Origin of the sequence: Planococcus glaciei, assembly GCF_900099655.1 — a bacterium.
In the GTDB taxonomy this organism is placed as follows: domain Bacteria; phylum Bacillota; class Bacilli; order Bacillales_A; family Planococcaceae; genus Planococcus; species Planococcus glaciei.
Genome location: NZ_FNDC01000001.1, coordinates 591,003 through 609,706 on the forward strand (window position 1 = coordinate 591,003; position 18,704 = coordinate 609,706).

Annotated in this window: 14 protein-coding genes and 1 riboswitch; of the genes, 4 read left to right on the plus strand and 10 right to left on the minus strand. The window is 45.4% G+C overall.

The window, feature by feature from the left end:
- Window positions 1-64 precede the first annotated feature (64 nt).
- A complete protein-coding gene (locus BLQ32_RS02940; protein ID WP_074509028.1) occupies window positions 65-841 on the plus strand; it encodes an SMI1/KNR4 family protein in 777 nt (258 codons plus the stop codon).
- Between the two features lie 294 nt (window positions 842-1,135).
- Here BLQ32_RS02940 and cdiI read toward each other — a convergent pair whose 3' ends face one another.
- From cdiI to BLQ32_RS02980, 8 genes are all read right to left on the minus strand, one after another.
- Window positions 1,136-1,516 (minus strand): ribonuclease toxin immunity protein CdiI, encoded by a 381-nt coding sequence (cdiI, locus tag BLQ32_RS02945; RefSeq protein WP_083335251.1) that lies wholly within the window; start codon window positions 1,514-1,516, stop codon window positions 1,136-1,138.
- Window positions 1,517-1,528: 12 nt separating this feature from the next.
- Entirely contained in the window at window positions 1,529-4,585 is a 3,057-nt protein-coding gene (locus tag BLQ32_RS02950; RefSeq protein ID WP_074509029.1) for an EndoU domain-containing protein, read from the minus strand.
- 400 nt (window positions 4,586-4,985) lie between these two features.
- Window positions 4,986-5,600 (minus strand): NUDIX hydrolase, encoded by a 615-nt coding sequence (locus BLQ32_RS02955; protein ID WP_074509030.1) that lies wholly within the window; start codon window positions 5,598-5,600, stop codon window positions 4,986-4,988.
- An 11-nt stretch (window positions 5,601-5,611) separates the two neighbouring features.
- The gene (locus BLQ32_RS02960; protein WP_074509031.1) at window positions 5,612-8,764 is read right to left on the minus strand and encodes a DEAD/DEAH box helicase; all 3,153 of its coding nucleotides are present in this window, start codon (window positions 8,762-8,764) and stop codon (window positions 5,612-5,614) included.
- 163 nt (window positions 8,765-8,927) lie between these two features.
- The gene (locus tag BLQ32_RS02965) at window positions 8,928-9,269 is read right to left on the minus strand and encodes a zinc ribbon domain-containing protein YjdM (protein WP_074509032.1); all 342 of its coding nucleotides are present in this window, start codon (window positions 9,267-9,269) and stop codon (window positions 8,928-8,930) included.
- Between the two features lie 127 nt (window positions 9,270-9,396).
- A complete protein-coding gene (gene dctP / locus BLQ32_RS02970) occupies window positions 9,397-10,695 on the minus strand; it encodes a C4-dicarboxylate transporter DctP (RefSeq protein WP_074509033.1) in 1,299 nt (432 codons plus the stop codon).
- A 112-nt stretch (window positions 10,696-10,807) separates the two neighbouring features.
- The gene (locus BLQ32_RS02975) at window positions 10,808-11,509 is read right to left on the minus strand and encodes a response regulator (protein ID WP_074509034.1); all 702 of its coding nucleotides are present in this window, start codon (window positions 11,507-11,509) and stop codon (window positions 10,808-10,810) included.
- Window positions 11,499-13,100: an ATP-binding protein gene (locus BLQ32_RS02980; protein ID WP_074509035.1), complete on the minus strand. Its 1,602-nt coding sequence runs from the start codon at window positions 13,098-13,100 to the stop codon at window positions 11,499-11,501. Before BLQ32_RS02980 ends, BLQ32_RS02975 begins: the two co-directional genes overlap by 11 nt.
- 129 nt (window positions 13,101-13,229) lie before the next feature.
- Here BLQ32_RS02980 and BLQ32_RS02985 point away from each other — a divergent pair, with 129 nt between their 5' ends.
- On the plus strand, window positions 13,230-14,294 hold the full coding sequence (locus BLQ32_RS02985) for a TRAP transporter substrate-binding protein (RefSeq protein WP_074509036.1): 1,065 nt from the start codon (window positions 13,230-13,232) through the stop codon (window positions 14,292-14,294).
- 131 nt (window positions 14,295-14,425) lie between these two features.
- Window positions 14,426-14,568: riboswitch (cyclic di-AMP (ydaO/yuaA leader) on the plus strand.
- Window positions 14,569-14,782: 214 nt separating this feature from the next.
- The gene (locus BLQ32_RS02990; RefSeq protein ID WP_074509037.1) at window positions 14,783-16,609 is read left to right on the plus strand and encodes an APC family permease; all 1,827 of its coding nucleotides are present in this window, start codon (window positions 14,783-14,785) and stop codon (window positions 16,607-16,609) included.
- A gap of 38 nt (window positions 16,610-16,647) precedes the next feature.
- Here BLQ32_RS02990 and BLQ32_RS02995 read toward each other — a convergent pair whose 3' ends face one another.
- A complete protein-coding gene (locus tag BLQ32_RS02995; protein WP_074509038.1) occupies window positions 16,648-17,034 on the minus strand; it encodes a MazG nucleotide pyrophosphohydrolase domain-containing protein in 387 nt (128 codons plus the stop codon).
- A 15-nt stretch (window positions 17,035-17,049) separates the two neighbouring features.
- Window positions 17,050-17,532: an Lrp/AsnC family transcriptional regulator gene (locus tag BLQ32_RS03000; RefSeq protein ID WP_074509039.1), complete on the minus strand. Its 483-nt coding sequence runs from the start codon at window positions 17,530-17,532 to the stop codon at window positions 17,050-17,052.
- 212 nt (window positions 17,533-17,744) lie between these two features.
- Here BLQ32_RS03000 and BLQ32_RS03005 point away from each other — a divergent pair, with 212 nt between their 5' ends.
- Window positions 17,745-18,671 (plus strand): DMT family transporter, encoded by a 927-nt coding sequence (locus tag BLQ32_RS03005; RefSeq protein ID WP_074509040.1) that lies wholly within the window; start codon window positions 17,745-17,747, stop codon window positions 18,669-18,671.
- The last annotated feature ends 33 nt before the right edge of the window (window positions 18,672-18,704 follow it).

The following is an 18,704-nucleotide window of genomic DNA, read 5'->3' on the forward strand; positions in this document are numbered from 1 at the left end:
ACTCTATCTTCTTTTCATGTTATACCATCATTTTAAAAGGTAACTAAAATTAGGAGGACTAAGAATGAAACTATGGGCATTGGAAGAAGACGACAATTATAAATTACCGAAAGTTTCAAGAAAGAAAATTAAAGAAATAGAAAAAAGCTTACAAAAGCAATTGCCGGACTCATACAAGAAAATCGTCTTGAAACAAAATGGTGGCTATCTCCGATACAATGCCGTAACCGTGCAGTCTTCTGAAAGCGAGAGAAGCACGTTAGACATCAATCATATTTATGGTTTAGGCGAAGGCGGAGTCTTGGATTCGGATTATCTTATTCAGGAATGGAATCTGCCAACTAATATCTTAATTTTCAGCGGAGATGGCAACCATTTTTATGCACTGGATTACAGAACTCCCTCACACACTCCTGCAGTGATTTATCTCGAGACAGACACAGAAGAAATTATCCGCATCGCTGAAACATTCGAGAAGTTTTTAGCGAATTTAAAAATTGAAGAATTTTTTTCTGATTCCAATGAAGAAATATCCATAGAGGAAGCCGAAAGGATTTTTTCGGGCGAAGACTACTTAAAGATGAATGAGACCATACTGAATTTGATCTATACCCACCAGACAGAATGGTATTTTAAAGCTTTATTAAAGCTCAGTTCCCACAAAGAATTACTGATAAGATCAACCGTATTAGCTGTGTTAGACACGAATCTTAAAATCTATTTAGTTGATTATGACAAGGAGTTTCATCCCTTATTACGGGAAATAACCGAAAGCTTACTGGCAGATAAAGATGCCAACATTAGAAATAAAGCAAAAGAATTAATTAGAGAGTTCGAATAAATACATTGAGAGTATAGCCTTCAAATTATAAAATAAAAGCGTTCGTAAAAGTACACTTTCACATACAAAAGAGAGGAAATAAGCTTTAATCCGCCTATTCCTCTCTTTATATTTGCTCAGCTTCCGGTAATCTCATGATATGTAAACTAAAACAATATACTGGTTAATCATTTTTGTTAATTGGTTCGATTCATGAAATATCTAATAACATTAAAAGAAACACCCCAAAAGTCAGGAACTTTTGGGGCTCAGTGCCGTTTCTTCTATATAAAAAGTGTTAAAATTTTCTGAGCTTTAAGCGATATTTAAATTCGTATGAATAATCTCCAATAACCTCTTCACTTTCTGTGAATCCTGAGGATGCATTTCAAGATATATGTCACTTACTTTTAAAAGATATTTATAAAATGTCTCGAAAGTGACGATTACTTCTGATTCATAGGCGTGAGAAACGTCAATTGTAAAACGTACGCCATCTGCGAAGTACTCTTCTTCCAAAGGATGCATCTCATGAGAAAACTCACAGTTGTGATAGTCTACTGAAAAGCCTTGATTCTGTGAAAAAGATTCTAATGCTCCTAAAAAAAGTATTGGTCCTTTTATAATGAGACTGTAGTAATCACACATAGGCATTAACTCTTGAGGAACCTTTAATTTTTCAGCTAAATGTATCATCTGTTCACCTCTTTAATTAGTTTGTTCTATTACAGGGAAGAAATTAGTTATTTCATTTGTGATTTCGTTTCTAAATCCTTTAAATTGCAATCCATTTGAAGCTACTCCATCAATAGAAGTTGTATTACCTGACCTAATTTCAAACGTACCTGCATTTAATCCATTTTGCATTGCTTCAATGCCTAATTGAATTATTTCATCATCTGTAAAAACAGCAGGATCATATACAGTTTTCAATCTAAAGTTGAACTCTCCTTCTAGTATTTCGCCGTTATAGTATTTAGGATATTGATAGCGGATTAGTGTTATACCATCAATGGTAGGATGTGGGGTTCTAGATGTTATGGTAATTGGCTTATCAACAATATACTTGTTGAACTCGCCCATATTATGTCCACCCTTAATACCAGCCTTCCGAGTAAATGTCTCGACTTTAATTATATGTTCTCTTGCACTTGCTTGCAAAACGACTGGAATAGCAGATATGGCATCATCCACCAAAGAATCGGCAGTCTTCGCTGTAAAGGTGCTCGCTTTGTATGCATTCCCCAGGCGATACATGACAACTGCTTCAAAAGCCAATCCTGCCGCATACTCACCTGTTAGTGCGAGAATCACTTTGTCCCCCGTAAAGAATGTCTTATAGATTTCTCCTTCTGCATTTCTGCCGAGAGATACATCGTCTCTGGCATAACCGAGTAAACGGTTGTCAAAGTTGCCGTTTAGCTCAAATAAGCCCCCCATTTCAGTTCTTGGATCCCACTTGTTTAATGCCGTTTGATAAGCAATGACGCTATTGAATACTTCATTTGAGTAGGTAGACGTAATTGGACCATCATAGAATTTCATCTTGGTCATCAATTCCTGCATTTCCTGTATCTGCGCTGCACTATGACTTGTATTCAATCCGTCTAACAACAGTTTATGCTGGAATTCACCTTCACTTGAGAAGTTCAGTGAATAAGGTGTAGAGGCGGTACCACTGGCTGTTGGGCTTGAGACTTTGATGTAATAGGTTTGCTGCTCTTCAGTTGCTATATCGACTGTTCGATAGCCTGAAATTTCTGTTTGCTGTGAAGTTCCTTCAGGAGTAATGACCTCCACTTTATAATCGCTAACTTCCGGAATTGAAACTTTTATTGTTCCATCAAAATCAGCGGTGAACTTATAGTAGTCCACATCTGTTGAATTATGAAGCGTCAGATGTTCAAAGGATTCCGCAGCGGTTTCGGTTGCCGTTTCCAAAGAATTATTGTCTTCAAGCAAATCGCCTATACCTGCTGTTTCGTTATGTTTGTTATCGTCCCAGATGCCGCGCGGATCCATTAAGGTAATATACTGCCAGGCTGTCGCCGCTACAGAGGACCAGACGTGCAACTCGTAAGGAAATGGCGCATAGCCTTCGTTCGTATATGCCAATCCGCCCTCGGGATCCGCATTTTGCATAGCGAACATGGAGTTCACCAACTTACTGACGTCTTTTCCTTGGCGCATAAACAAGTTAATGACGCCCCAGGTCCCTTCTGTCCAAACGATATTGGGAGCATCTGAATACCCGGCTCCATAAGGTTTATAACCAGAAAGTAATGAGGAAGTCTGATAAGTCATATTATACGAATTCTCATCATTGCTTAATGACATGGAAGCATCATTCACTTCAAATTGGTCAATATAAGCCGTGGCTGTTTGAGATAAATCAAATCTGCCTATTGCTTCTAAGAAGATGGATCCCCATGAGTTGGTGTCCAATGCAGCTGCCGGATCGTTTATTCCCTGATTGAATCGTTTTTCCGCATGGTTCCAATGATAGGTCAATAAAGCATGCTGAATTCGATTTGCCGCACTTGAATATTTTTTGTTTCCAGTAAGTTCTCCAAGGTTTCTGAAAAAGAAGTAAGAATCGATGTTGTGTTCAGTCGAATACCAAGGAACGTCTGGTCCTCCCTTAATACTGCCTGTACTTGGATTTTGTTGCGTCAGCAAGAAATCGGCAATGCGAAGAGCCAAGCCTCTATAGGAAGCGTCTCCGAAAGTCTCTTCGTATTTAACGGCAGAGTCTCCCACCCAGGCTATGGAACCACTTCTTTTTCTTTCGTCCAATGGTCCGGAATAAATATCATAGGAAAAGGCTAAAGAGCCGTCTTCATTTTGCAACTGCGTGAGCGAAGACAGGATAGCAGAGGCTCTGCTGCGGTCTCCCGCCATCGAAAAGGCCATCACCGCTAATGCATCGTCATAAATCCAACTCCGTCTATCGATCCCTAAAGTATTAACCGGATCATCTATTGGTACATTATAGGAACGGATTAATTGATACTTAGGCACTTCCGTTGTTCCGTAGACCTTTTCATCTGAAACCCGAACAATTCTCGCAATTTTTCTCCCTTCCTTAACACCATTAAAAATATCTACTTCAAGTCCCAAGATATTAACCGGATTTTTAGTTGTAAAAGTTCCATTGAGCTTAATCGGAACTTTCGCCTGAATGTATGGGATGTCTGATACCGAGTAGATCCATACCTCATATTCTTTGATAACTTGTTCTACAGAATCTGATTCTGCATATGCAACAATTTTATTTTCAGAGTCAACAAGAACAATAGTCGGAGTTCCATTAATCTTTAATTCTCCTGCGTTCCAAGTTCCATCGCTCTTCAATTCAACCTTTGCTATTTCATAATTAATATCCGTCTTGTCATAGACAATTACGGAATAGTTTTCTGTTGAATCGATATTCTTCCAAATGCCACTTACTTCACCTGTATAGCCGCTGCTATAGCTTTGATTGCTCTGGATAGATGGAACTGCCTTTGAAGTGTGGTTGGGCAAAGACGATAAGTCCACACTTCCTTCCACATGCCCCGTGTAATCATCGCTATAACTTTGAGTTAGAGACAATTGAGAGGGATAAGAGGGACGATCGGTTTGTTTTTGCAGCCAACTTAGAGACTTAGAAACGTTATTACCGCTGGCAGAAACTTCAGGTGTTGAATAAACAGGCAATAAAGATATTAATAGAGTGAGAACTAGAATTACAGTGAGAGAACTCTTAATTTTGTTAGTGTTCATGTCATATGCCCCTTATTAAGATTTTTAACTTCTAAATTATATACATTTTATGTAAATTCAGAATAAGCACATCTATGTGTTTAAATTTCATTATTATTGATAATAAAAAACAGACTGATTAGAAAGGCACACTTTCAAAAAAGCGTTCGTAAAAGTACACGTTTACGAACAGGCTAAAAAGGGTCCAAAAGCGCAAAAAAGAACGTTCGTAAATGTCTGAAAACACTTTACGAACGTTCGCTTATTCATAGATACTTTTATGAACACTTTTGTGGGTAGTAAGGAGAGAAAAGAGCCATACTCAAAACGGATTGTGAAGGCATTTGCCATTCAAGAAGCGAAACAACATTGCCCATAATAACTTAAAGCAACAGTTGCTCCGGTTTTGAAGCAACATACCTTACTTGATAATATCAATAAAATGCGACAAGATCCGGGCAGTCAGCCCCCAGATTACTTTGTCTTCATAGAGATAAAAATATTCTTCCAAATTCCGCGTTCGCCAGCTGTAATCCCGTCCTCCCACAATCAAATCATAAGGGAAGCTTTCCTCCGGCTGGACATCAAAATTAATCTGGTAAACCCGCGGCGGATTTTCAAGGAAAAAAGAAAGCGGCACGCTGAACAGTTCACCCACTTCATCCGGATTCGGCTTGAACTCGGCCGACGGGTCGATAAACCCCGCAAATGCGTAAATGATCATGCCGAACGGCGATACCATATAATCCAGTGGGAACAAGTCCGAAATTTCGTCTTCACTGATTCCCAATTCTTCATCGGTTTCGCGTAAAGCGGCTGATTTCGGCGAAAGGTCCTCGGGGTCGATCCTGCCGCCTGGGAAACACACTTCTCCTGGCTGTTTCCGGAGTGTTTCCGCCCGTTTTTCAAACAGCACATGGACTTCCCCGCCTTTTTCGATCAAGGGTAAGAGAATGGCAAACTTCGCAAAATCGCGGCTGCCGAGCACTTCCGGTTTATGGGTTCGGATTTTTTCGGTTATCTTTCTAGCGTCCATCCAATCACCTCTCATGTAATCGTCAGTATTTCCCTTATGTCTTCCTCCGTCAAAGCAGCAAATGATTCCTGCCCCGACTGGATCACTTCATCAATGAGATTTTTCTTTTTCTCCTGGAGTTCACTGATTTTCTCTTCAATGGTGCCTTTTGCAAGCATCCGGATGACCTGCACTTCGTTTTCCTGGCCCATGCGATGCGCCCGGTCCGCCGCCTGCTGTTCAACAGCCGGATTCCACCAGAGGTCATACAAAATGACTGTATCGGCTCCCGTCAGGTTCAGCCCGGTGCCACCTGCTTTCAAGGAAATCAAAAACAGATTGCCTTCGCCTTCGTTGAAACGGTCGCATAACTCAACCCGCTCCATCGGAGGCGTCTGGCCGTCCAGGTAAAAATAAGGCTGGCCATGCTGGCTGAGTTTGCGACCGATGATGCCGAGCATTTGGGTGAACTGCGAAAAAATCAGGACCCGCCGGCCCGAGAGCCGGCATTCTTCCACGATTTCCATCAGCTGATTGAACTTGGCCGATCCTCCCGCATACCCTTCGACAAACAATGCCGGGTGGCAGCAGATCTGCCGCAGACGGGTCAGCCCGGCCAAAATCCGGATGCGGTTTTTGCGGAAACTGCCTTTTGCCAAGTGCTTCAGCGCATCGTGCTTCAATTCTGCGAGATACGCCGCATACAATTTTTTCTGTTCGGCTTGCAGCTCTGAAAATTGAACCGTTTCGACCTTGTCCGGCAGCTCCGTCAAGACCTCTTCTTTCGTGCGGCGCAAAATGAACGGCCGCACCCGTTTAGCGATGTTTTCACGCCTTAGCTCACTGAACACCCGCCGGTTCGGCAACAAATCCGGAAACACCACCTGGAAGATGGACCATAATTCATCAAGGGAATTCTCTATTGGTGTTCCCGTTAATGCAAACCGGTAATCCGCCTTCACGGATTTTGCCGCTTTTGCGGTTTGGGTCACCGGATTCTTGAAGGCCTGTGCTTCATCAAAAAAGACGGTATGGAATGGCTTGTCGCGGTAGAGTGCGCTGTCCATCCGCAAAGACGGGTAGGAAGTAATGACGACGTCAACATCCGCCCATTCTTTTAGTGCAGTGGTTCTGACAGCTTTAGTGCCATCAATGATTTTCGCCTTTAGTTCCGGCGCGAACTTTTTCAATTCGTTTGACCAGTTGTAGACAAGCGATGACGGGCAGACAACGAGCACCGGCTGCCGCTTCTTGCGGATGTCCGGCAGCACGGACACGATAAACGCGATGCTCTGCAGCGTTTTTCCAAGCCCCATATCATCCGCCAAAATGCCGCCGAAGCGGTAAGAAGCCAAAAGCTTGAGCCAATTGAATCCGATTTTCTGGTAATCGCGGAGCACCGGTTCAAGCGATTCGGGCAAAGCTTCATTCATCCGGCCGGGTTCGTTCAGGCTGAGCATGAGTTTCGCGAAAGTTTCCCCGGGTTCTGCAAGGCCGCCTTCTTCCAGCCCTTCCACCAATTGCATGCCGTGGATCAGCGGCACCCGGATTTCTTCTTCATCGAGCTCTTCCGCGGACAATCCGAGGTCTTCCAGAAAATGATCGAGTGCCCAAAATTCCGGCGTTTCAATCGACATCAAGGTGCCATTCGGAACGCGGTAGTATTTCCGCTTCTCGGAAATGGCCTTTAGGAGCTGCTGGATTTCTTTTTCGGGAATGCCTTTCAGGTCAAAGCGGAAAGCCAGCCAATCTGTGCGCTCTTTGATTTCCACACGGATTTTCGGGGCTGCGGCCGCTTTTTGGACGCGCAATTTCACGGCAGTCGTGGCATAGACCTGGACCAGCTCTTCGAGTACAGGCACGGCATGGTAAAGAAAGTCGTATTCGGCCTCTTCATCCTGCAGGTAAAAACCGCCCGGCGTTTGCACAAATTGGCTGTCCTGCATTTTCTTCAGGATGCGCTGCTCCTTGTCCCGCTGGCGCTTTACCCCCGGCATATACTGATAGCCCTGCTCCAGTTCTTCGCATGGATTGATCGACATGCGGCCGTAATGGAACTCGAGGCCTGCCAGCAGCCGGTTGTTGACCCGGTCCAAAAACAGCTTCGCTTTTAGCGGCGTTTCGTTCAGCCCTTTCGTTGCCCGTTCTGCAATGTCCACCTCGCCGAGCCGCATCAATCCCGGAATGGCCGTTTCGATGAAATCGCGCAGTCCCGCTGCCGGAATCTGCAGCTCGCTTTTGCCGCTTTCTTCAACCAATCGCTGCAATTCAAAAAGCCGGCTGCAGTCTTCCTCTTCCATTTTGAGCCACTGGCCTTCCGAGAAAGCGTAGCCGTACAACTTGAAAACGGTGACCCGCTCAAGCCCTTCCATCAGGAGGCGGTATCCGGCAGGAGCGGTATCCACTTCAAACCACAGCGGCAACCGATCGCCATAACGGACGCCGTCATACAGCCGCTCTCCCTGCTCAAACACGACTTCTTCCGCCTGTTCCAATAACGGCAGCAGCAATTCCCATTCGGCGGCTGAAATCAATAGCGCTTCTTGTTCACCCGCTTTTGTCAGCTGGCTTTTCACTAATAAACGCAGAACAGCATCCGTTGCCCGGCTGAAATTGTGGCGTTCCGGGTTGTAAATACGTCCCGGCGCATATTCGAATGGCCGGCGGCTGGCGATGTTCCGGAGAAAATCGAGCGGATCCGGTATTTTTTCCAAAGCTTTCTGGCCGGCATGCAGTTCGATTCCGATCACATTGCCCGCATCGCCAAAACTGAACGGCCCGCAAACAAACTCCACCCGCAAGGTTTGCCGTTTGTCGAAATGCAGCCCTTTGCCGCTCGACTGCACCGGCTGAGTGCCGAACAATCCGTGTACACGGTCTGCCAAGGGGTTTTGGGTTTGCTGAAATTCTTCGATGGCCAACAGAACGGCCGCAACATGCTGGCAATGGGTCGTTACAAAACCGACAGGCGGACAGCTGCAAGCAGCTTCGATTTGTCCGGCAGAGCCCGGTTTCACCGTTACGTGAAAACCGCTGCCCACATTCACCATCCCTTTTCGGATAGAATCTTTGCCAGACTGCGGCTCAAGTTCGACTTTTCCGCTCAGGAAATAAGACTTGCCCTTTTTGTAGGCAGCCTCACCGCACAGATTTTTAATTTTTGTTTTATTCAGCACCAAATTCATCAGCTGAGCCTTCCTTCAGTCCATATCAGGTACTTCATATTATCGCTAAAACACTCGAGTTAAACAATGTTTACCCCTTTTTCCCAGGTCTTCTTTACAGAAAAAAACCAGGCAGAAGCCCTGGTTTTTTAATTTGTTTTTTAAGGTTTCACGTGAAACGCGCCTATCCTTTTTTGACGAATTCCGATTTTAATTTCATCGGGCCAAAGCCGTCAATTTTGCAGTCGATATTGTGGTCGCCCTCTACCAGCCGAATGCCTTTCACTTTCGTGCCGATTTTCAAGACAGATGAACTGCCCTTTACTTTTAAATCTTTGATCACTGTCACGGAGTCCCCGTCTGCCAGCACATTGCCATTGGCGTCTTTCACGACTTTTTCGGCTTCCACGGTTTCCGCTTCTGCACCAAGCACCCATTCATTGGCGCATTCCGGGCACACCAGCATATTCCCGTCTTCGTATGTATATTCAGATCCGCATACCGGACAATTCGGCAAGTTTTCCATTTTGCATTTCCCCCATTCGGTTTCTTAAGTGCATTGAGAAGTTTCTTCTATCCTACCATGCCTGTCCGTTTTGCCGCATAGAAAAAACCTGTATGAGATTTGCCCATACAGGTTTTCAATCCTTAATTTAATTCTCCGGATTTGCGATAGGCGCTCTTCCGAGTTTTTTCAGTTTAACCATTTCTGTGAAGGCTTCTTCGCGTTTGGTTTCGTCAAACTCGCCTACGCTTTTCGCGACAACGATTGTGGCGATTCCGTTCCCGATCAAGTTGACAATCGCACGCCCTTCACTCATGAAGCGGTCGACGCCAAGCAGCAAGGCCAATCCTTCAAGCGGAATTACCTGAAGGGCAGCGAGCGTCGAAGCGAGGACGATAAAGCCGCTTCCTGTAACTCCTGCAGCCCCTTTTGACGTCAGCATCAGAACCAAAATGATGGTAATTTGCTGGCCAATCGACAAGTCCACTCCGAATACTTGCGCAAGAAACACAACAGCCATGGAAAGATAAATCGATGTCCCGTCCAAGTTGAACGAGTAGCCTGTTGGAATCACCAGGCCGACAACTGATTTTGAAGCTCCGTAGCGCTCCATTTTGTCCATCATCCGCGGCAATACCGATTCAGAAGAACTTGTGCCGAGCACAATCAGGATTTCGTCTTTAATGAATTTCAAGTAATTCCAAAGGCTAAAGCCGTTCATTTTACAGATGATGTTCAGCACTACAAAGATGAAGATGAACATGGTCGTGTAAACCGAGAACATCAATTTGGCCAACGGCACCAGTGAAGTTAAACCGAAATGGCCGATTGTGTACGCCATTGCTGCAAATGCCCCGATAGGAGCTGCTTTCATGACATAGCCGATGATTTTAAAGAACACCAAGGAAACCCGGTCTAAAAAGTCGATGATTGGCTCTCCCTTTTTCCCAAGAGAAGCCAGTGCCACTCCGAATAATACAGAGAAGAACAAGACTTGCAGAATGTCGCCTTTTGCAAAAGCATCCACCATATTTGAAGGAACAATATGCGTTACGAATTCAATCCAGTTGATTCCTTGTCCTCCGTTTTCCGTGTACTGCGACACATCGCCTTTTTCCAGTTCACTGAAATCCAGCCCCGCTCCCGGTTTAACGATATTGACAACGATCAAACCGATAACCAATGCCAGTGTGGTCACTACTTCAAAATAGATAAAAGCCTTTCCTCCGACTTTCCCTACTTTTTTCATGTCCCCCATTTTTGCAATTCCCAGCACAATCGTCAAGAAAATAATCGGCGCGATGACCATTTTGACAGCGTTGATGAACGTGTCGCCGACCGGCTTCATTTCTTTTCCGATATTCGGCCAAATCAAGCCAAGAAGCACACCCAATACGATAGCAGCTAAAACCTGAAAGGTTAGATTTTTATAAATTCGCTTTTTCATTTGTTCTCCTCCTTGTGTGAATAGTTAGTCATTTGGATTTCTTCAAATGATAACGCTTTCACTAATAGAGGAATAGCTTATGGTCATAATGGATGTTTTGGTCATTTTGGTCTTAACTTTTTTCTTTATTGTAAACGTAGCGGTTTACCGGCCGGCCGACTCCTCCGTACTGCACGTCCAGACGGATGACGCCGTTTTTCTCCAAGTAATCCAAATAACGGCGTGCCGTTACCCGCGCGATTCCGATGGCTCCCGCCACTTCTTCAGCCGAGCGCGGTACTTCCTGCGACTGGATCGTAGCCGTAATTTCGTTCAATGTAAATTCATTCAAACCTTTGGGCAAATAAGCTTCGTCTTTTTTCTTGGCTTGTTCCGAGTACAGCAGTGAATCCAGCTGTTCCTGTGACACTGTTTCCGAACCGGCTAAGCTCATGCGATAATTCCGGTATTTTTCCAGCGCTTGCTGAATCCGGTGAAGCTTAAAGGGTTTCATGATATAATCCACTGCACCGTTTTGCAGCATCAATTTAACCGTTTCGCTGTCTTTGGCCGCCGAAACCACAATAACGTCGACTTCCAGCTTCTGCTTTCGGATTTCCTGCAAAGTTTTAATGCCGTCTTTTTTCGGCATGAAGACATCCAAAATCACTAAATCCAGGTTCAGTTCTTTGATCAGCGCGAGTCCTTCTTCGCCGTTTCCTGCGACTGCTGCCACACGGAACCCTTCGACGCTTTCGATGAATTCCTTGTTGACTTCCCGTACCATCGGATCGTCTTCTATCAATAAAACCATCACTTCGTTGTTAACCGGCATATGCTTCGTCCTCCTCGTCCATCGGGAAAGTAATGATGAAAGAAGTTCCCTCATCCGGTTGAGATAACACCTGAATTTCCCCTCTTCCTTTGTCGACAATCTGTTTCACCAAGTACAGACCGTACCCGGTGCCCTCCGCTTTATTGGCGGTGAATCCTTTTTCGTAGAGCTTAGGCAAGTGTTCCGGCCGAATCCCCGAACCGTTGTCTTCTACAAGAATCGCACACATCCCTTCTGACTGCTCGATGCTGACATCGATCCGTTTCGGGTCAATTTCCATCCCTTCAAATGAGCCAAACGCATTTTCAATCAAATTGCCGAGCAGCAGGACAAAGTCATGCTGGTCCAACTCGTTTGGAAATGCGGCAAAATGGCTGTTCGGATCAACTTCCATCTCAATGCCAAGTTCTTTCCCTCGTTTGATTTTGCTTAACAGAAGGCCTGCGACTGCATCATTGTTGATTTTGTCGTTCAGGAAGTTGGTAACATTTTCTTGTTCTTCCGCTGAATTATGGGCAAGCTGCAGCGCTTTTTCAGGCTTGCCCAGTTGAATGAGGCCCGCTATGGTGTGCAGCTTGTTCATATGCTCGTGGCTTTGGACCCGCAAAGCTTCTACGAAATTTTTTACGCCGGTCAGTTCTTCTGCCAGTTTTGCCGCTTCCGTGCGATCCTGGAAAATCGCCACCGCTCCGATTAGTTCCTCGTCTTTCCGGATCGGGATGCGCGTGCTGACAATCACTTTCCCACTTACTTTGATTTCTTCATTGTACACGGCTTCGTTTTTTTCAACAATTTCAGGCAAGCGTGTGTCGCTTAGAACGGCACGGATCGGCTGGCCAACGAACGATCCTTTCACATTGAAAACCTTCTTAGCTTTTTCATTGAAAATCGTAATGATTTCATTGTTGTCTATCGCGATGACCCCTTCATTCATTGCATGAAAAGTAGCGGTCCGTTCTTCATGCATCCGTTTGATTTCGAAGGGCTCCAGCTGAAACATCTGCCTTTTAATGTGGTTCGCCAACAGAAACGAACCCGCTAGCCCAAACAGCAGCGTCAATAAGACAATCAACCCGATCTCCTTTGATAACCCTGCCATAATATCGAAAACGTCTGGAATTTTGTTTCCTACGACGACGACGCCAATCTGATTCAAGTCAGCGTCTTTGATCGGCACAAAAGCGCGGATGACGGTGCCGATTTCCCCTTTCGCTTTTGAAAAATATATATGCTCAGCAAATGCCGGATCTTCGTCTGCTCCTGCGGAAAGGGTTCCGATCTTTTCTTTCACGGGATGGGAAAAACGGACTTTATCCATATTCATGACGACGATATAATCACTTTCGTTTATGATCCGGATTTCATCAACTACCGGATCCACTGTTTTCCATCCCCCGGGCTGCTGAACAGCGCTTTTTATATCGGACAATTCCGCAACGGTCCGTGCGGTGTTCATTGACCGGAGCCTCAAATCTCTTTCTTCGGTTTGCTGGATATTTGCAACGATTACAATGCCGCCAATCAGCAGGGAGAAAATGACGACGGCATATGACAGAATCATTATTTTCCAGCGGATCGGCAACTGTTTCATCTTTTGTGCTCCTTTCCCTTTACGAATGAAGGGCTGGTGATTATGCTTACAGTAAAGATTTTTCTTAACTATAACGAACAGTAAGGGTTGCAGCCTCTGCTGATTGAAGTTTCTACAAGGAGGTCCGCTATGAAGAAATCCTCAATTGCTGTGCTCTTTTTGAGCATCAGCATTGTGCTTGTGGTTTACCTGGGCTATCAAAACTTATTCCCTCAAGCAGAACCGCCTTACGATGACGACCAGGAGGGCTTAAACGGCCAGCTCATTTTCAAGTTTAGCCACGTAGTTGCCGAGAAGACCCCTAAAGGACAGGCGGCAGCCAAATTCGCCGAACTTGTTGATGAAAAATCCAATGGCACCATTCAGATTGTAGTCTTCCCTAACGGCAGTTTATATTCCGATATTGAAGAAATCAATGCGTTAAAAGATGAACAGGTTCATATGATTGCCCCTTCTACTTCAAAACTCGATATGCTTTCTCCAGAGTGGGGCGTGCTGGATCTTCCCTTCGCTTTTTCGGAATATGACGCGATTACGGAAGGCGTACACGGTCCGATTGGCGAAAAGCTGCTGCAGTCGCTACAGAAAGAAGGGATCAAAGGGCTTGCGCACTGGCCTAACGGCTTTAAACAAATTACGACCAATAAAGGTCCCGTAATCAGACCGGAAGACCTCGCTGGCCAGAATTTCCGTATTATGCAAAGCAAAATCATCCAGGCACAGTTTGGCATGCTGGGTGCCATTGCGCAGCAGGAATCGTTTAACTCGACATTTAAATTGATTGAAGAAGGAAAAGTGGACGGTGAAGAAAACACCATTTCCAATATCTACTCGAGGAAATTCTATACTGTTCAAAAGCATATGACAATCACCAACCACGGATATTTGGGATATGCCGTCATGATGAACCAGGATGTCTGGGACCGGCAATCCGACAACACCCAGCAAATCCTGCTGGAAGCGATGGAAGAAACCACCGCTTGGAACGATGAAAATGCACAAAAGCTGAACGAAGAGCAGCTCGCTCTTATCAAAGAAAATTCTTCCATCGAAATCCACGAATTGTCCCAAGCGGAGCAGCGGCAGTGGATGGAACGACTCAAACCGTTATACGAAGAATACGAAGAAATAATTGGCCAGGAATTAATGGAGGAACTGCAAGAATTAAAAAAGCGCTACACTTATGAAGATTAATTTTTGCCAGCTGTACAGGAAAGGACCTGCTTCCAAGCAGGTCCTTTTTACAATTTCCCGCTCTTTATTTCCCTCAATATATTAATATTGACTTTTTAAAAAAGCGGAGTAGAATAACGTTCATCGAGAACTAAATACCTCGGCCTAATCCTTGAAAAAGGAACGGAGGAACCAATTTATTGGGGCTAATTCTGCGGTTTTGCAGAAGGGATGAGAGCAACTCTTTCGCCATCCTGCCCGTCAGCTAACTTCGTCGGCTAAAGCGAAGGAGGTCCAAGGACCCCTTTATTCGGGATGCTTTTTTGTACAGCGCAAAAAAATTCCGAAAAAAATGCAGGTCTTTTTGTTATGCCTGCTTTTAGCAAGAGGAACCGTTCAAACATCGCAGGAGAGCCGGGATGAAAAAAATTAGAATGACGCCACTAACACGATAAACTAACAGAAAAACTAGTTACAGTCACATACTTAAAAAATGGAAGGTGTACATCATGGTCTCTGCAATCAAACGATTCTTTATTGGACGGCCGTTAAAATCCAACATGCTGGGCGAACAAAAACTCAATAAAAAGAAAGCCTTGGCAATTCTCTCTTCCGATGCGCTTTCTTCTGTAGCTTATGGGCCGGAGCAAATCCTGATTGTTTTAATCACTGTCAGCGCCACGGCATTTTGGTACTCGATTCCGATCGCCTGTGCCGTGTTGGTGCTGTTGTCGGTACTGATTTTGTCGTACCGGCAAATTATTTTCGCCTACCCTCACGGCGGCGGAGCGTATATTGTGTCGAAAGAAAATTTAGGCACCAATCCCGGCCTGATTGCCGGCGGTTCTTTGCTGGTCGATTATATATTGACCGTTTCCGTTAGCGTCTCGGCCGGAACGGATGCGCTCACTTCTGCTTTTCCAGGGTTGCATGGCCATAACGTCGCAATAGCTGTTGCGTTTGTGGTGTTTCTTACGCTCTTGAATTTAAGGGGCGTAACAGAATCGGCTTCGATTTTGGCATACCCGGTTTATTTATTTGTCCTGGCGCTTTTTGTCTTGATCGGCGTCGGCATTTATCAGATCCTGACCGGCACGGTGCCTGCTGATCTGCATCCTCAGCTTGGCGCGCCTGTCGCGGGCATCAGTTTGTTTATCCTGCTGCGCGCATTTGCCTCAGGCAGTTCCGCACTGACAGGGGTCGAAGCGATTTCCAATGCCATTCCCAATTTTAAAGATCCTGCTCCTGTCAATGCCGCCAAAACCTTGACAGCCATGGGAATTCTATTGGGGCTGCTGTTTTCAGGAATTGTTTTTCTTGCTTATTACTACGGCATTTCACCGCTTGCGGAAGTGACCGTAGTTTCCCAAATTGCCGAAGAGACATTCGGCCGCAACTTCCTGTACTTTTTCGTTCAAGGGACAACCGCCTTGATTTTGATTTTGGCAGCCAATACCGGCTATTCTGCGTTTCCCTTACTGGCGGTCAATTTGGCGACCGATAAATTCATCCCAAGAATGTTTATGGTCCGCGGCGACCGGCTGGGCTACTCAAATGGGATTCTGATTCTGGGGCTGGCTTCCATCCTGCTGATTGTGGCATTCGGCGGACATACAGAACAACTGATTCCGCTCTATGCCGTCGGGGTTTTCATCCCGTTCACATTGTCCCAGACCGGAATGATGATGAAGTGGATCCGCGAAAAACCGAAAGGCTGGGAACTGAAGTTTGCCATCAACTCAGCAGGGGCTTTGATCTGCTTTACCGTCACCATCATCTTTTTCCTGACGAAATTCACGCAAGTGTGGCCGGTCCTTGTTTTCCTTCCGATCATCCTGTATGTTTTTTACCGGATCAAGAGCCATTACCTGGCGGTGGCGGAACAGCTGCGGATTTCGGACCGGGCCCGAGCAGTAGCGGTTGAAGGGAATGTCATGATCATTCCGGTGGCCGGCATCACGCAAGTCGTGCAGACTTCCATCGACTATGCCCGTTCATTGAAAGTGGATCAAATTATCGCTGTTTACATCGCCTTCGATAAAGAAGATGAAAAGAAATTTGAAGCCAAGTGGAAACAGTGGCAGCCCGATGTCCGGCTCGCGACGCTGTATTCGCCTTACCGGAGCGTGATTCATCCGCTGATGAAGTTTATCGATACAGTCGAGCACAAAGCCAACGAACTGCATTACCGGGTGACTGTGGTCATCCCTCAATTTATTCCTAAAAGAGGGTGGCAGAATATCCTCCATAACCAGTCTGGATTTCTCATCCGGGCCGCTTTGCTGCTCCGGAAGAATTTGATCGTCATCACAGTGCCTTTTCACTTGAAAAAATAAAAAAGCAAAGTCCGCAAATAAAGCGGGCTTTGCTTTTTTTATGAAGTTGTTTTGGCTGACGCATCTTTGTTTTGCCGATTTCTGACTTCTTCCATCTTGCCGTAGAAACTTTCTTCCAAATCAATGTCAAAGAAATTCGCAAACTTCATGATGTAAGCCAGGCAATCGGCCATTTCTTTGCCGATGTCTTCTTTTATGGTTCCCGCTGCCAAGCGGAACGCCTCTTCTTCCTCCATGCCATTCTGTACATAGTTATAAGTCAGGTTAAACGCTTTGCGCAGTTCTTCCGCAATTTCGGCCACTTCCGTCGTCAGCAGCATATAGTTGTTCAATAGCGAAGCCCGATTTTTTTCATAATCGCCGTCTTCGATGCTCCAGCCCATTTCTTTTTGGTACTGCTTTGCAAATGCCTGTGCTTCTTTCATCTTGTGCCTCCTTTTTCAATCGGTTGCCTTTATCGGCAAGACCGTCGAATACTTGACTTCCCGAAGCGCCAAATTGGTTTGGATCTTAGTGACGCCGAGTTCATTCAACTTCCGAATGAACGCCTGCAAATCGCCGCGGTTCCGGTTTGCGACTTTCAGCAAATAATCGTACTCCCCGGTGATGCACTGGCATTCCAGCACTTCCGGCATTTCCAGCAAGGCATTTTCCAATGTGTTCAGTTCTTCCGCCTGATGGAGATTCGTGCTGATGAAAATAAAACACAGTAAATCGAAACCGAGCTTTTCCTGGTCCAGTATGGCGACTTGCCGGCTGATGTAACCTTCGCTCTCCAGCCGCTTGATCCGGGAGTGGATAGCAGGAGACGACAAATTCACCCGTTTCGCGATTTCCGTATTGTTCAAGTCTGCCTGTTTTTGCAAAATGTCCAAAATCTCGATATCTGTTGGGTCGAGCACTTTGCGGACGATCGATTCCACCGCTTTCCCCTCCTTTCATTATTTTTACTGGGTATAGATTTTTCAACTCTTACATGAATAATTTAAAGATAACACATTCTTTTATTTTAATAAATTTCAAATATCCGATCTCTTACAGAATACCAATCAGTTTTAGGCTCGTAAATGATAAAATTATTCATATCAATAAACCGTTTTTTCTCTTGCCTCCAAAGGCTGAAAGGATGTTGTGCATGCGTTATTTCTATTGTTTATTATTGCTGCTTACCAGTTTTTTATGGGCAGGCAATTTCGTGGTGGGCAAATGGCTCATTGGCCACGCGTCTCCGATCACTTTGACCAGCCTGCGCTGGATGATTGCGGTCCTTTGCCTGATTCCGCTCGTTTGGCTGACAGAGAAAAAGATTGTTCCGCCGCGGAAGGCGCTTCTGCCATTGGCATTGATGGGAATCACGGGAGTTTCCTTGTTTAACATCCTGCAATTCATCGCCTTGGAGCATACGTCCGCTTCCAATATCGGCTTGATTTCCACTTTGAATATGCTTTCCATTGCGGTCTTTTCAGCGTTCCTGCTAAAAGAGAAAATCCGTCCGCTGCAGCTCGCTGCGATGGGTTTGTCGCTGTTTGGCGTCATTCTGGTGCTGACAAAAGGAAACACGGCGCTATTGTTTTCAATGCAGTTCAACAAAGGCGATTTGTACATGCTGGCAGCCGTTGCGGTTTGGGGCCTTTACTCGGTCTGCAGCAAATGGGCAATGGCCTCCACTTCGCCGGCCATGGCGACTTTGTATTCCGGCGCTTTCGGCGTTTTAGTGCTGCTGCCGTTTAATCTTACGGACTTTACAGTGACGAACGTCAACGCTTCTTTTGTCTACTCCCTTTTGTACACCGGCGTCATTTCGACCGTTGTCTGTTTTGTGCTGTGGAACATCGGCGTCAAAAAATTGGGCGCGACCACATCCGGTTTGTTCCTGAACTTCAATCCGGTCTTCACCGCCGTTTTGGCGTTTTTCATTCTTGGCGAACAAATGACGCGAGCCCAGTTGCTGGGCAGCGCCGTGGTGATTGGCGGATGTATCCTCTTCAGTTATTTCAAAACAAATACACTTCCAATAGAAAAAGTTTCAGACATGACAAACCCTCTGACAAAACAGGCATAGCCTGTTGTCAGAGGGTTTGTTTTTAAGGCACGG

Excerpts from the sequence above, each read along its gene's own strand:
- BLQ32_RS02940 (WP_074509028.1), top strand. The coding sequence starts at position 65 with ATGAAACTATGGGCATTGGAAGAAGACGACAATTATAAATTACCGAAA.
- cdiI (WP_083335251.1), bottom strand. The coding sequence starts at position 1,516 with ATGATACATTTAGCTGAAAAATTAAAGGTTCCTCAAGAGTTAATGCCT.
- BLQ32_RS02950 (WP_074509029.1), bottom strand. The coding sequence starts at position 4,585 with ATGAACACTAACAAAATTAAGAGTTCTCTCACTGTAATTCTAGTTCTC.
- BLQ32_RS02955 (WP_074509030.1), bottom strand. The coding sequence starts at position 5,600 with ATGGACGCTAGAAAGATAACCGAAAAAATCCGAACCCATAAACCGGAA.
- BLQ32_RS02960 (WP_074509031.1), bottom strand. The coding sequence starts at position 8,764 with ATGAATTTGGTGCTGAATAAAACAAAAATTAAAAATCTGTGCGGTGAG.
- BLQ32_RS02965 (WP_074509032.1), bottom strand. The coding sequence starts at position 9,269 with ATGGAAAACTTGCCGAATTGTCCGGTATGCGGATCTGAATATACATAC.
- dctP (WP_074509033.1), bottom strand. The coding sequence starts at position 10,695 with ATGAAAAAGCGAATTTATAAAAATCTAACCTTTCAGGTTTTAGCTGCT.
- BLQ32_RS02975 (WP_074509034.1), bottom strand. The coding sequence starts at position 11,509 with ATGCCGGTTAACAACGAAGTGATGGTTTTATTGATAGAAGACGATCCG.
- BLQ32_RS02980 (WP_074509035.1), bottom strand. The coding sequence starts at position 13,100 with ATGAAACAGTTGCCGATCCGCTGGAAAATAATGATTCTGTCATATGCC.
- BLQ32_RS02985 (WP_074509036.1), top strand. The coding sequence starts at position 13,230 with ATGAAGAAATCCTCAATTGCTGTGCTCTTTTTGAGCATCAGCATTGTG.
- BLQ32_RS02990 (WP_074509037.1), top strand. The coding sequence starts at position 14,783 with ATGGTCTCTGCAATCAAACGATTCTTTATTGGACGGCCGTTAAAATCC.
- BLQ32_RS02995 (WP_074509038.1), bottom strand. The coding sequence starts at position 17,034 with ATGAAAGAAGCACAGGCATTTGCAAAGCAGTACCAAAAAGAAATGGGC.
- BLQ32_RS03005 (WP_074509040.1), top strand. The coding sequence starts at position 17,745 with ATGCGTTATTTCTATTGTTTATTATTGCTGCTTACCAGTTTTTTATGG.